The organism is Bacillus sp. SRI_025 (assembly GCF_057592095.1).
Genome location: NZ_JBYEGB010000002.1, coordinates 844,352 through 858,340 on the forward strand (window position 1 = coordinate 844,352; position 13,989 = coordinate 858,340).

16 protein-coding genes are annotated in these 13,989 nt (G+C 41.1%); 12 read left to right on the forward strand and 4 right to left on the reverse strand.

Annotated features, from left to right (window positions below; genetic code table 11):
- Positions 1-122: 122 nt before the first annotated feature.
- Positions 123-785, reverse strand: coding sequence for a lysozyme family protein (locus AC20OE_RS09440; RefSeq protein ID WP_099663409.1), 663 nt, complete (start codon positions 783-785; stop codon positions 123-125).
- Between the two features lie 97 nt (positions 786-882).
- Positions 883-2,208 (reverse strand): APC family permease, encoded by a 1,326-nt coding sequence (locus tag AC20OE_RS09445; protein WP_099663410.1) that lies wholly within the window; start codon positions 2,206-2,208, stop codon positions 883-885.
- A 186-nt stretch (positions 2,209-2,394) separates the two neighbouring features.
- Here AC20OE_RS09445 and czrA point away from each other — a divergent pair, with 186 nt between their 5' ends.
- On the forward strand, positions 2,395-2,724 hold the full coding sequence (gene czrA, locus AC20OE_RS09450) for a Zn(II)-responsive metalloregulatory transcriptional repressor CzrA (protein ID WP_024422670.1): 330 nt from the start codon (positions 2,395-2,397) through the stop codon (positions 2,722-2,724).
- Positions 2,725-2,755: 31 nt separating this feature from the next.
- Here the strand turns inward: czrA and AC20OE_RS09455 are convergent, their stop codons facing one another.
- Positions 2,756-3,280, reverse strand: coding sequence for a CcdC protein domain-containing protein (locus AC20OE_RS09455; RefSeq protein ID WP_099663411.1), 525 nt, complete (start codon positions 3,278-3,280; stop codon positions 2,756-2,758).
- A gap of 118 nt (positions 3,281-3,398) precedes the next feature.
- Here AC20OE_RS09455 and AC20OE_RS09460 point away from each other — a divergent pair, with 118 nt between their 5' ends.
- The 8 genes from AC20OE_RS09460 (at position 3,399) to AC20OE_RS09495 (ending at position 9,397) form a co-directional block, all read left to right on the forward strand.
- Entirely contained in the window at positions 3,399-3,794 is a 396-nt protein-coding gene (locus tag AC20OE_RS09460) for a helix-turn-helix transcriptional regulator (RefSeq protein WP_487268809.1), read from the forward strand.
- A gap of 21 nt (positions 3,795-3,815) precedes the next feature.
- Positions 3,816-4,331, forward strand: coding sequence for a helix-turn-helix transcriptional regulator (locus tag AC20OE_RS09465; protein ID WP_487268816.1), 516 nt, complete (start codon positions 3,816-3,818; stop codon positions 4,329-4,331).
- A 54-nt stretch (positions 4,332-4,385) separates the two neighbouring features.
- Positions 4,386-4,859, forward strand: a complete 474-nt coding sequence (locus AC20OE_RS09470) for a GyrI-like domain-containing protein (RefSeq protein ID WP_039179246.1) — start codon at positions 4,386-4,388, stop codon at positions 4,857-4,859.
- Between the two features lie 36 nt (positions 4,860-4,895).
- Positions 4,896-5,615, forward strand: coding sequence for an MBL fold metallo-hydrolase (locus AC20OE_RS09475; RefSeq protein WP_058837911.1), 720 nt, complete (start codon positions 4,896-4,898; stop codon positions 5,613-5,615).
- A gap of 3 nt (positions 5,616-5,618) precedes the next feature.
- Entirely contained in the window at positions 5,619-6,191 is a 573-nt protein-coding gene (locus AC20OE_RS09480) for a TetR/AcrR family transcriptional regulator (protein ID WP_058837910.1), read from the forward strand.
- A gap of 135 nt (positions 6,192-6,326) precedes the next feature.
- Positions 6,327-7,208 carry a membrane protein gene (locus tag AC20OE_RS09485; protein WP_039179237.1) on the forward strand — a complete coding sequence of 294 codons (882 nt, stop codon included), beginning with the start codon at positions 6,327-6,329 and terminating at the stop codon, positions 7,206-7,208.
- Positions 7,171-7,779: a DUF4166 domain-containing protein gene (locus tag AC20OE_RS09490; protein ID WP_039179234.1), complete on the forward strand. Its 609-nt coding sequence runs from the start codon at positions 7,171-7,173 to the stop codon at positions 7,777-7,779. The genes AC20OE_RS09485 and AC20OE_RS09490 overlap by 38 nt, the downstream gene beginning before the upstream one ends.
- Positions 7,769-9,397, forward strand: coding sequence for a YndJ family protein (locus AC20OE_RS09495; RefSeq protein WP_247544564.1), 1,629 nt, complete (start codon positions 7,769-7,771; stop codon positions 9,395-9,397). The genes AC20OE_RS09490 and AC20OE_RS09495 overlap by 11 nt, the downstream gene beginning before the upstream one ends.
- Here AC20OE_RS09495 and AC20OE_RS09500 read toward each other — a convergent pair.
- Complete coding sequence (locus AC20OE_RS09500; protein WP_039179231.1) at positions 9,394-9,873, reverse strand: hypothetical protein; 480 nt, start codon at positions 9,871-9,873, stop codon at positions 9,394-9,396. The two genes, AC20OE_RS09495 and AC20OE_RS09500, sit on opposite strands and share 4 nt — an antisense overlap.
- Positions 9,874-10,117: 244 nt before the next feature.
- On the opposite strand from AC20OE_RS09500, the gene csaA reads away from it, so the two are divergent.
- The 3 genes from csaA to AC20OE_RS09515 all read left to right on the forward strand — a co-directional run bounded on the left by csaA (position 10,118) and on the right by AC20OE_RS09515 (position 13,987).
- Positions 10,118-10,450, forward strand: coding sequence for a chaperone CsaA (gene csaA, locus AC20OE_RS09505; protein WP_039179228.1), 333 nt, complete (start codon positions 10,118-10,120; stop codon positions 10,448-10,450).
- Between the two features lie 513 nt (positions 10,451-10,963).
- Positions 10,964-12,355: an MFS transporter gene (locus tag AC20OE_RS09510; RefSeq protein WP_039179225.1), complete on the forward strand. Its 1,392-nt coding sequence runs from the start codon at positions 10,964-10,966 to the stop codon at positions 12,353-12,355.
- 24 nt (positions 12,356-12,379) lie between these two features.
- Entirely contained in the window at positions 12,380-13,987 is a 1,608-nt protein-coding gene (locus tag AC20OE_RS09515; RefSeq protein ID WP_099663413.1) for a glycoside hydrolase family 43 protein, read from the forward strand.
- Positions 13,988-13,989: the final 2 nt, after the last annotated feature.

Sequence of the window (13,989 nt, forward strand, 5' to 3'; positions counted from 1 at the left end):
ACTCGTCCTTCCTAGAATGCAAAGGTTTTCCATCACGCTGAAAAGAAGACAAAGGGCTAAAATCAAGATCATTTTAGCCCTTTGTCAACAATCTAAAACACTTCCTTGACGGAAGTGTTTTTTTACGATGATGATGTGGATGATGAAGCCAATTTCATCTTTTCTTCAACTGTTTTCGTTTTTTCTTTTACTTTTTCAGCGTAAGTGAAATCACCGTAGCAATACGGATAGCGGAAGTTATCCTTGTTGCCGCCGCACGTATAGACCTTGGGGTTTCGTTTCACTTGCTTTTTGGAGTATTGCTTTGCCAATTTCTCGGAATGTTTTCCCCCGTTTTTTGCAACAAAATCAATATAGCCGATTCCCATGTTATAGCTTTGAATAATGGTTTCCAAATCAACGCCTTTTTTCTTCCCATGCTTGTACATAGTCGAAAAATGATGGACTCCTTGTTTAATGCTTTCCTGAGGGTCATTGATTTCATTTCGTTTCAAACCAAGAGATTCAGAGGACTGCATTGGATCTCCGCCTCTGCCTTTTGATTCTTGATACATCATACCGAGGATTAACGCGGTATACTGATCTAAATCTTGATCTCTTAACTCTGTTTCTACAAGCGGTTTGTAATCATCCAATCTCGACAAAACAATTGATTCCGTATCAATCGGCAGCTTTTTTAACTCCTTTTGATTAAAGGAGATGGCAATGGCTGCTAATACGAAAACAAAGAGAAAAATCGTGAAACAGCCTGAAATGGCAAAACATCCTGTTTTTTTCTTTTTCAAGGTCAGTTCACCCCTGTTTTGCCCCGCTTTTAAAAGGGAAGTACAGCCTTTTTATTATGCCATATCCTGTGCAGGATACCAAGTGAAAACCTTATAATCAATCATATCCAAACGTAAATTCAGACCTTGTTTTCAGCCTGAAGCAGAAATAAATAAAACCGATCATCAGCCAAATCATGCCAATGATTAATGCATTTGTACTGATGCTCGTTAACAGCCAAATACAAAACGCCGTCCCGCATAGAGGGATCACTGCATATCTCAATGTATTCAGAACACCTCTTTGTTTTTGTCTGACGAAAAAGTACGCAAAAACAGACAAATTCACAAAGGTAAATCCAATTAACGCGCCGAAGCTGATAAAGGAATAAATGACTTCAAGTTCGCCAACGACTGCGGTTAAGGAGAAAGCCCCGATTAATAAAATATTAAAAACAGGGGTTTTTAATCTCGGATGAATATACCCGAAGAATCGCTTCGGTAACGATTGATCTCTTCCCATTGCATATAAAAGCCTTGCTGCACTCGCATGTGACGATAAGGATGAAGAAATGACAGCGACCATTGTGCCAGCTAAAAAGAACGAGTGGAGAAATGCGCCGCCCACGAATTCTGCAATTTCAAGTGAGGCTGCATCAGGATGTTTGAATTGCTGAAAATTTGGAAACACCTGCTGCAAAAAATAAGACGTCAACGTAAACAGTACGCCTCCAATCGCAACTGTTAAGAAAATGGCAAGCGGAATCGTCTTTTTTGGTTTAATGGTTTCCTCAGACATCGTCGAAATGGCATCAAATCCTAGAAAGGAGAAACATAAAATGGTCGCTCCTGAAAAAATAAGCGCTGGATCTAAGCTCGCTGAATAAAAAGGCCGGGCTGACAATAACTCTCCACTGCCAGCGTTTTGCGTGAGCCCATAAATAACAAACCCAACAAAGGTGACGGCGACAATGACCTGAAACGTCACAAATAGCGCCGTAATGTTGGCTGTAAGCCGAATACCGATTACATTGACAGTCGTTATGGCGATAGCAAGTATGATGATCCAAATGTAATGAGGTACATCAGGAAAGGCTGCGGTTAAATAAGCACTTCCGATCGCAAAATTCACCATAGGCAGAAATAAATAATCCAGTAAAAGTGTCCAGCCCACAAGGAAGCCGACATGAGGATGAATACTTTTTTGCGCATATGTATAAGCAGATCCTGCTTTTGGAAAAGCCTTCACCATATTCCCATAGCTAAGCGCTGTCAATAGTAATGCCAGCAACGTAAATATATAAGCTGCAGCTACGTGTCCTTTCGTCAGCTGAGCAACAATGCCGTATGAATCAAATACGACAAGTGGATCCATATAAGCAAGCCCGATCACAACAAGTGGAAAGACAGTCAGGCTGCGTTTTAGTCTTGGCTCTTCAGTCAATTTGCCTATCAGCTCCTCTAAAAAAATGAATAAATAATGCTCATTTTAAAAAGAATGCTACCAAGTGTCAATGCTATTTGAATAAATCTTTTTTCTAAAGTGTGCCCGCTTTGCACGCCGCACGTTTTAGTATATGATGATACATAGAATAAGTCGTGATTTGACTAACAAGAAAGGTGAAGCGAAATGAAGGAAGAACTGAATACAAATCAAGAGCAGGAACGGATGGAGCTGGATGAAGAAAGCTTATTTCTTGTCTCCCAAACGTTTAAAGCCTTATCTGATCCGACACGTATTCGTATTCTGCACCTGCTGTCTCAAGGTGAATACTCGGTAAATGATATCGCGGAAACGCTGAATCTCATGCAATCAACTGTTTCTCATCAGCTGCGTTTTTTAAAAAACCTTCGTCTCGTGAAATCTAGACGAGCAGGGACATCGATTTTTTACAGCCCTGAAGATCAGCATGTGATGGAAGTACTTGAACAAATGATTCACCATGCGCAGCATGACTAATAAAAACCTTCCTACTCATATAGGAAGGTTTTTACGCATGATGCATATGTGTTGATCGTTTACCTGCTTTCATCATTTGATAAGAAAAAACAACATAGTAAGCAGCTAACAGAAAAAAGCTGAGCATGGTCATGGCATCATCACTCACAATATGCTGATACAGTTCAACGACACCAATCTTTGTGAGCGAATAGTTTGTCAGCTCACCCAGCTTAAAACTAAGTCTAGATAAAAATAAGCATAAAATGAAGCTTTCAATCCATTTACTCGTTTTCACATAAAGACGCCCATTTTCTTCTTTCATCCGGATCGTCTCATAGGCATGAACGGCCAGACTGCTTCCAAAGAGCATACCAATAGCGGCATAGATGAAAATGCTGTGATTTTGCCAGCCTTCTAATAAGAGAATAAGGGCAGTGAGTCCAAATACATACATTCTCATCAAAAGACTGATTGGGCGCACAAGCTGATAGCGTCTCATACGATTCATTCGAAAGATGATGCAGATCAGCATAATGCCTCCAATTATGAATAACTGCCACACGTGATGTGTCATGATGCAACCTCCTCCTGCATGTGCAGGGATGTAAACGAATGCTGGCTGTTCCTTATCTTTACCATTCTTTCTTTTTTTATCAAATCAAAACCTACATTTATGAAAAAGAGGAAAAGGCATGAAAATCGATCGTATTTTGTCTATTGTGATGCTGCTTATTAGCAAGAAGCAAGTTCAAGCGAAAGACCTTGCTGAACTTCATGAAGTGAGCGTGAGGACGATTTATCGCGATATTGAGACCATCAATCAAGCCGGGATTCCTGTTGTGACAACACAAGGAGCAGGCGGAGGCATTTCACTTGTTGATGACTATCGTTTAGAGAAAAAATTATTTACCGATGATGACATTGAACTTATTTTAACAGCCCTTGAAAGCATGACGAGTGCATATTCCTTTAAAGAAAGTAAACATGTACTGAAAAAAATCAAATCTCTTATTCCGCGACAAACTCATGAAAGTGAGAAACAGCACCATGTCTTTATTGATTTAAGCTCATGGGGGAAAGACAGCTAGGCTGAGAAGAAGCTGCAGCTGATCCATACCGCTGCCTCCGCGCATCAATTCATCCAGTTCACTTATCGCAATGCAAAAGGTGAAACACTTCCACGGAAAGTGGAGCCTTATACGCTTGTCTTAAAAGGAAGGCATTGGTATTTGTATGCGTTCTGTTGTGTGAAAAAAGCTTTTCGTCTGTTCAAGCTGACAAGAATGACAGACCTCATCACCATTTCAGCATATTTCAGGCCGAAAAGAATCAAAAATGAAGAGAAGCCTTGGAATGACTCTTGGCATGAAGAACCTTCAGTCACAACGCTCACGCTCAGGTTAACGGAAGCATCAGTTGGCAAAGTGAAGGAATGGATGGATGAGAACGAATTGATCGTCAGTTCAGATGGAACCTATTTGGCAGCATTGACCGTGCCGCAAGATGATTGGCTGCACAGTTTACTATTCCATTTAGGACCGGACGTCGACATTCTTTCACCTCAGCACATCAAGGAAGCGTTTGATCTCAAATTAAAACAATTTATGAAGAGATTAGAAACTTGACACACAGTTGTCAGGTTTCTTTTTATATGATGGGAGAAAAGGAGATGAGAATGTATGTACGATATCGTGACATTAGAAAAACAATGGATCAAAGGGTTGTCTGTTCGAACTACAAACGAAATAGAGCAAACAAAAGAGCGGAAGATTGCGCCGCTTTGGCAGGAATTTTTTGCGCAGCAGCTTCATGGGGGACAAGCCCCAGTCATAGGTCTTTATTCAGATTATGAGAAAGATGAACATGGCTCGTATTTATTCACGGCTGGGCAGTTCGCGAGGCAGCATCGAGATCATGTCATAGAGATTCCTGCGTCCACCTACGCAAGATTTCAAACGAGAAAGGGACCAATTGAAGAGGTTGTGCTTGAAGCATGGCACAAGATTTGGACGTGGGATCAGCGACAATACCGCACTTATACAGGTGATTTTGAATGGTATGATGAAAGATCTATTGATCCAAAAGAAGCGCAAATTGATATTTATATTGCGGTTGATGAAAAAATGTTTGCTAAAACTAATACCATTAGTTAATATAAAACTAACGACATTAGTTTTAGGAGGGCAATCATGAGATTAACAACTTTTGACCGTCTGCACCAGCTTACATTGATGCCGCGATTATTTCCGGTAAATTGCTATGTATTTGAGGAAGAGGAAGGACTCATTTTAATTGATGCTGCTTTAAAAATGGCGGCGAACTCGATCATCGAATTTGCCCGTAAAAAGAACAAACCAATTCATAAGATTATTCTCACTCATAGCCATATGGATCATATCGGTGCATTAGATGAGGTGAAAAAGGCTTTTCCCGAGGCAGTCGTCTATTTATCAAAACGTGATGCCCGCCTTTTTGAAGGTGACTTTTCCTTGCTGCCTAGTGAACCCCAGCAAAAAATCAAAGGCAGTTTTATGAAAAATATTCATACAAAACCAGATGTGCTTGTCGAAGAAGGAGATGAGATTGGGCCCTTCAAAGTGATTGCAACACCTGGCCATACACCTGGCAGCATTTCTTTATACGATGAAAAGTCAGGAGTTGTCATTGCAGGTGATGCACTTGTGACAAAAGGCGGCTTATCGGTAACTGGTGAGTTTCGGTGGAGCTTTCCGTTCCCGGCATTTGCCACATGGGATGCAGAAACAGCACTAAAAAGCGCTGAAAAATTACTAGCGCTGCGCTTATCCTGTCTTGCTGCCGGACATGGTGACCTTATGATAGAACCTCATGAAAAGCTTCAAGCTGCCGTCCGTAAAAGGCAGCACCAGCTAAAAAAAGGAGGGCAGTAAACCGTGTCTCCAAGAATGGGAATTACACAAGAAAAAATTATGGATACAGCGGCAGCATTTGTTGATGAAGAGGGCTTTTCCGCTTTGACCATTGCTACATTGTCTAAAAGGCTGAACATCAGACCGCCTTCTCTTTACAATCACGTATCCGGCCTTCATGAGATTCAGGCAGCACTCGCAGTAAGGGGGCTGTCCATGCTTTGTGAGGAAGGGATGCAAGTCACAGAGGGGCTGGAAAAAGAAGCAGCTGTTTTAGCCTTTGCCAGACAATATGTGCAATTTGTCCGAGAACACCCCGGTCTTTATGAAGCTGCCTTTTCACATATGAACGAAAAAGAAGTACGACTTGCAGCAGAGCGCCTTGTTCAGTTTGTTCAATCCATTATGTCACGCTTTGGTGTAAAGGAAGAGGAAATGACGCATGTTGTCAGAGGACTGAGAAGCTTACTGCACGGCTTCGGTGATATTTCTAATAAAAAGGGATTTCAACGAAAAGAACAGCTTGAAGAAAGTGTGAGCTATGCGGTTCGGCTCTATATCACAGGAGTATTGCAAAAAGAAGATCTGTCTATATGACAGGTCTTTTTTTTGCAGCGAACCGATATCATAAATGGCACAATTTTTTAAGAAAAAATGAATAAAGATTTGACAGTTTTGTGAAACATGGTATGCTTATTATGTGAAATAATTCACATAGAGGAGTAGAGGCAGATGAAAAGAAAGCCTGTTTATGTGGAAACAACCATTCATGCACCTTTAGAGAAAGTATGGGAATATACGCAAAATCCAAAGCTTCATGAACAGTGGGATTTGCGCTTTTCAACCATTTCATTAAATGAACCTCAAGATGAACAGCCCCAAACCTTTTTGTATGAAAAGCATCTTGGATTTGGTGTAAGTGTCACAGGGACAGGAGCATATCGAACTAGAATGATGGATGAACGGAATGAACGGGCATCCTCGCTGAAATTTAAATCGTCACACCCGTTGTCTTTTATCAAAGAAGGCGGCGGCTATTGGAAATATGTGAAAACGAACGATCATATTGTGTTTCAAACTCAATTTGATTACAAAACGAAAGAAGGAAAAGGATGGGCGTGGGCAGATCGATTTCTTTTTCGCCCGATGATGGGATTTATGACGGCCTTTAGTTTTGGCGCACTAAAGACGTGGCTTGAAAAGGGAACGCACCCTCGGTTGTTACTGGAGAGAACCCTTGCCCATTATGGAATTTGTTTGCTGTTTGCCATCGTCTGGCTATGCCAAGCGGTCATCCCATTTTCACATTCCGCTTTTGATCATAGCACCGGATTTCGGTTGTTTTATGCCCTGATAGGCGTATCGTGGCTGATACCTAAGCTATCAAAGAAATATCTGTTCATTCTTCAAAGCGTGTTTCTGCTGATGATGCTTTGTATCGGGATTGTATCCCCACAATCGACACTTCATGAGCCGCTTGTGATGAGTGCATTTTTGATTCTATCCATTGGAGGAATGATTAATTTAAAAGATTGTATAGATGTATTTTCGATCAAACGGAAAAGGGGAGGTAGACATGGTCGTTCATCGTCATCAAGTAAAGGATTACGATAAGCTTCATCCAAAATTAAAAGAGAGATACAACCGTGCGTTTACCGCTGAAGGCACTATGGAGGAAATAGGCGGCGGAACGAGGCTCATTCGATTTTTCTTCAAAATTGGTCCACACTTTCGCTGTTTTTTCCCCGAGAGAGGAAAAAACATTCCCTTCCGAATTGTGAATAAACCCTTTATGACAAATAAGGGAGAGGAAGGCATGCACTGGTTCCGTACGTTTTATTTCCCAAAGAAGGAAAGGCACTTTGATGCAGATATGATCATTGATGAGAAGAGTCATAAAGTACTAGACTATTTTGGAAAGCCTCGACTTCTTATGTCAGAGCTTCATTTTACAGTAACAAAGTACGGGTTCCTTCACATTCAATCCGGCCAGCAGAAACTGTTGATGTTTGGACGTGAGTGGCCGCTGCCTTCATGGCTTTATGGTGAGTCAGATGTCACAGAAGGCTACGACGAGCGTACAGATGAGTATACGATTCATGTGCATGTGAAAAATCGACTGTTTGGCACTCTTTTTACATATAAAGGCCGATTTACTGAAAGGGTGGAGTCTCATGATGAATAAATGGCACTTGATATCAAGCCTTCTCTTCATGTGTTGTTTTATCGCCGCCCGTTTGATGACAGGTCCGATAGCAGAGTTTTTTGTACTGATAGCGATTCTGTTTTTCCTTCCTGCAGTGTTAGCTTTTTTTGCGAAGGAAGAGAGTGAGAGTAAGCCGGGAGTACTGCTCGGTATTTTAATGAAAGCCTTTCCATTAGCTGCTTTTTGTGCAACGGCTGCATTTATCTATCATTCTGCTTTGTTTGCATCGGGATGGTTTTTGTATACGATCATTTTGGCGTTATATGGCTTTACTCGTTTGCTGAAAAGGGGAACCGTTCCGCTTCATGAATTGATGATTGATGGTGCATGGATGTATCTCGCTTTAGGCGGGCTTTGGTTTTGGCTGTATACAGCAGATATACAGGTGATGACCTTTTCACCAATCATCGTGCTTTTGACTGCTATTCATTTTCATTACTCTGCTTTTTTTATCCCGCTTTTCTATGGATTATTAGGGAGACAGAGAGAAAAAGAGACAGTTTTATACAAAGGGGCAGGCTGGGTGATTTTGCTGTCGCCTGTGATGATTGCTGTTGGGATTAGCTTCTCCCGTCTATTTGATACGTTCAGCGTTATGCTATATGTCATTGCACTCTATTTGTACGGCATTCTTTGTATGAGAACAAGGTTTCGATCGACTGTGGCAAAAAGGCTGGTTGTGTTTTCTAGCTGCATCTTAATGGCGACGATCGTGCTATCTCTTCTATATTCTGCCGGCATGCTCATGCACGTGACCTATATCAGTATTGATCAGATGATTTGGTTTCATGGCAGTATCAATGCCTTTTTTGTGATTTTACCAGGTCTGATTGGATGGCTGATCGAAGGGCCAAAGGATCAATTGATACAGAAGAACTTTCCGATATCAAGCGTGCATGGCCGTTTTCATAAGATCTCTTTTCAAAAGGAAAGAATGCATGATCGCGAGAAGCTCGGTTTAGTCGATTCACTTGATGATTTAAATGGAACGACGTTTTCAGCTGAAAGGGTATCACCTGTGATTCGGAGGTTTTATGAAAATCCGACGGCATTTACGTTAAAATCAGCAGTCTGTTTTCATTGGTGGGTGAGGCCGTTTGTTTTTTTACTTCAGCCCATGTTTAAGAAAATAGGGCAGCTCTATTTAGGAACATCTCGTATCCCATATGAAATGAAGGGACGTCTGACTACATTTCAACATCCTAAAGAAGAGCGAAAGAAAGTCAGGGCGTGGATTCGTCACAACGAAAAAGGGGAGCAGGTCTTTTTTGCACTTTATGCTCATCATCACGATGCAGCTGCGGGCTATATGAATATTGCGCTGCCGCTTCCATATTCTCAGATGACCGCCATTTTAAAACCTTTTAATGAAAAGGAAGACTTTCTCTTAAAAAGTGCATGTCCAAAAGGCAGTACCGGTGACGAAGGATTGTATTTGCATACGCCTTTTATCACCATGAAACTGCCAATGGAAGAAAGCTTTCATATGAAGCCGGAGACAGATAAAAGTCTCACAGCAGTTCATCAAATGAAGCTATTCGGTATTCCCTTTTTAACGATTCATTATCAAATTGACAGCCGGAAGCCATCCTGTTAGTCAATGATGTCACATGGTTCACCGTGCCGAATGATGTTCACAATCGCTTGCCCATCACTCGGATGATGATCTGCATACTGGACTGGCAGCAGTGCAAAAAATACATAGTAGACAGAGAAGTAAGCAAATTGATAGAAAAATTGATGTTCTGGCAGGATATCATTGGCGATCATTGTATTCAGGATGAGAACACTGAGCAGGTTGCATAATGATCCGCCTAGGTAGACAAGAATGTGCGAGAATCGGTTATTTTTCCTCATTTCTTCATAATGGCAAAATGCATCTAGAAAATAGATACGTCTAATTTCAACAACGCCTATTTTCAATACTTTTTTGCCTCTGCCAAGAGCAAAAGAAACCTTTGCGCCAAACATCCACGCGACCATAATATGGCCAACCTGATGCAAGATGGCAACGATAGGAAGAATGACGAAAAACGACCAGCAAAATGTCCACATATCCGATAATGTAAACAAGTGTTAACCCCTCCCCAATATATTTGGGAGGAAGCAGTAGGATTATTTGCCATTTTACTGAATTAATTTTCAGGATGCAAACATTTAATACAAGACAATAAAATTATTATGTAAACTAAAGGTTGGATTTGCGATGAATCGGCTTTTTGACTCACTTTTTTTACGAAATGAATGTGCTACAATGAAAAAACAATGGATGTCTCTAGTAAATGAACTTACCCTGGAATGAAGAGGAGAGAATCAGATGGCAGATATTGAACAGTTTTTAGCGTTAGATATTCGTGTTGGGACGATTATCGAAGCAGAATTCTTTGCAGAGGCAAGAGTACCTGCATTAAAACTCAAGATTGATTTTGGTGAAGAGATTGGTCTAAAACAATCCAGTGCTCAGCTGACAAAACGGTATACAGCTGAGAATATCATTGGCAGGCAAATCGTAGCAGTCGTCAATTTTCCGCCAAGAAGAATTGCAGGGTTCAAGTCAGAAGTGCTTGTATTAGGGGGCATGCCGTCAAAAGAAGACGTAGTATTACTAGCAACAGATGAGCCTGTAGAAAATGGGACAAAAATAGGATAAGAAAAAAGACATCTTCCTGAGAAGATGTCTTTTGCGTATTGAGGCGGAATAACCACACGCCACATTCGTGTGTGTCTCAAGGAGACATGTTACCCGACTTACACAATTCAGCTCATCGCTTGATAAATATAGCATGGGATGAGCTGAATTGCAACCATTAAATGATTCACTTCAGTTTTTCACGTCATTTCAGCAGAAAAATGACAAGAAATCAATTATTTGGATTATTTTTTCGAAAAATATTGAAAAGTCAGATCAGATTTTATAAAATGAACTCATCTTAGTTTGTTTAGTCGATAAACTAAGATGAGATCTAAGTGATGATCCGACTATTGAAGGGGATGATTCTGTCATTCAAATCATTTGCTGCGTATGTGGGCTAAGCTGAAAGGGTTAGATTTTCAGCTTCATTTTTACAACAAATTGAAAGCGCTTTATATTCATTGCATTGACTGCTGCTGCCCTCCATCATCTGTTCATTAGAAGAGGCTAAGAGAAGAAGGGAGAAAGCTCATGGTAAGTGAGAATTTAAAAAAGATTCGTATGTCTGAAAAAGTGGGATATGCTTCAGGAGATTTCGCATGTAACTTAATTTATGCAACTGTCTCTACGTATCTATTATTTTTTTATACAGATGTGTATGGTTTATCAGCGGCAGCAGCAGGGACGATGTTTTTAGTTGTTCGGGCCATTGATGCGCTTGCAGATCCGTTTATTGGTGCATTGGTGGATCGAACGAACAGCCGTTTTGGCAGGTTCAGACCTTACTTGTTATTCGGGGCGTTTCCTTTTGTGGTACTCGCCATCCTTTGCTTTACAACACCTGATCTTTCTGAAATGGGTAAACTCGTTTATGCCTACATCACGTATGTTGGTTTATCGCTTACATACACATTCATCAATGTTCCTTATGGTGCTTTAACATCCGCAATGACAAGAAATAACCAAGAGGTTGTCAGTATTACGTCTGTTCGTATGCTTTTTGCTAATCTCGGAGGTCTAGTTGTTGCTTTTTTTGTTCCTTTTCTTGCGACTTTTTTGAGTGATAAAACAGGAAATACAGCCCTCGGCTGGCAGATGACGATGGCTTTTCTCGGCGTTCTTGGCGGTGCATTACTTATTTTCTGTTTTAAAAGCACGAATGAACGTGTCACGCTTCAAAAGCCGGAGGAAAAAATTAAGTTCAGTGATATCTTTGTCCAGTTACGTGTGAATCGTCCGCTTGTTGTATTAAGCATTTTCTTTATTATTATTTTTGGCGTGAACTCGATCAGCAACTCTGTTGGGATCTATTATGTGACCTATAACCTCGGCAGAGAAGATTTAGTGAAATGGTACGGACTCATTGGGAGTCTGCCTGCTTTAATGGTGCTGCCGTTTATTCCAAAACTGCACAAGCTGTTAGGAAAGAAAAAGCTGCTGAATTATTCATTATTGCTGAATATCGTAGGTCTTCTTGCATTACTTGTGATACCGCCGAGTCAAATCACTTTAATACTTATTTTCAGGCTAGTTGCAGCTGCAGGAAGTATTACAGCCGGTGCATATATGTGGGCGCTCATTCCTGAAACCGTTGAATATGGCGAATATAAAACAGGGAAAAGGATGGGTGGACTCATCTATGCCATCATCGGATTCTTCTTTAAATTTGGAATGGCATTAGGCGGGATTGTGCCAGGGCTTGTACTCGATCGCTTTGGCTATATTGCGAATCAAGTGCAAACACCAGAAGCATTACTTGGCATTTTAATCACGACAACGGTGATTCCTGTATGCTTACTGATTTTAGCGATGGTGGATATTAATTTTTATAACCTAGATGAAGAAAAACATAAAAAAGTCGTACGGGAGCTTGAGAACAGAGACAAGGTATATATCGATCATATGGACGATTTTAAAATGTAGGTCTCTGAAAGAGGAGGAAGTTCAATGAAGATTACCAATCCAGTGCTCAAAGGGTTTAACCCCGACCCAAGTATTTGTCGTGTCGGAGAAGATTATTATATGGCCGTCTCTACATTTGAGTGGTTTCCAGGGGTGCAAATTTATCATTCAAAGGATCTCGTCCATTGGCATCTTGCTGCGCGTCCTTTGCAAAAAACGTCACAGCTGGATATGAAGGGAAATCCTGATTCTGGCGGAGTATGGGCACCGTGTTTAAGCTATGCGGATGGGCAGTTTTGGCTTATTTATTCAGATATCAAAGTAGTGGATGGTCCATTTAAAGACGGTCATAATTATTTGGTCACGGCAAGCGAAGTGGACGGCGATTGGAGTGAACCGATCCGGCTCAACAGCTCTGGGTTTGATCCATCTTTATTCCATGATCAAAGCGGGAAGAAATACGTCTTAAATATGCTGTGGGATCATAGGGAAAAGCACCATTCCTTTGCAGGTATTGCCTTGCAGGAATATAGTGTGGCTGAAAAGAAGCTCATCGGTCAAAGGAAGGTCATTTTTAAAGGCACACCGATTAAACTGACAGAAGCGCCGCATCTGTATCATATCGGTGACTACTACTATTTATTAACGGCAGAAGGAGGTACCAGGTATGAGCATGCGGCAACGATCGCCCGGTCCCCGCATATTGAAGGGCCTTATGAGGTTCATCCTGATAACCCGATTTTAAGTGCTTTCCATGCGCCTGAACATCCGCTTCAAAAATGCGGGCATGCTTCAATCGTTCAAACGCATACAAATGAATGGTATCTCGCTCATCTCACTGGCCGCCCGATTCAATCAAGCAAGGAATCTATTTTTCAACAGAGAGGATGGTGCCCTTTAGGAAGAGAAACAGCCATACAAAAGCTCGAATGGAAGGATGGTTGGCCTTATGTTGTAGGCGGAAAAGAGGGGACGCTTGAGGTTGAAGCGCCAAAGATCGAAGAAAAGGTTTTTGCACCAACCTACCATACAGTCGATGAATTTAAAGAATCAACACTAAATAGACACTTCCAAACATTAAGAATTCCGTTTACCGATCAGATTGGTTCGTTAACGGAGAAACCTCAGCATTTAAGGTTATTCGGTCACGAATCTTTAACGTCTAAGTTTACCCAAGCTTTTGTTGCAAGGCGCTGGCAAAGCTTTTATTTTGAAGCAGAGACAGCTGTTTCGTTCTTCCCAGAAAACTTTCAGCAAGGCGCTGGTCTTGTGAATTATTATAATACGGAAAACTGGACAGCACTCCAGGTGACATATGATGAGGAACTTGGGCGCACGCTTGAGCTATCTGTCTGTGAAAACCTTGCCTTTTCTCAGCCATTGACACATAAAATCATCATTCCAGACGAGGTCACTTATGTCTATTTAAAAGTGACCGTTCAGAAAGAGACATATAAATATTCTTATTCTTTTGATCAAAAAGAGTGGAAGGAAATTGATGTGCCGCTTGAATCCATCCATTTATCCGATGATTTCATTAGAGGTGGGGGATTTTTTACAGGGGCGTTTGTCGGTATGCAGTGTCAAGATACGAGCGGCGAGCGTCTGCCTGCTGATTTTCACTATTTTCGCTATGAGGAAACAGATGAATAAAA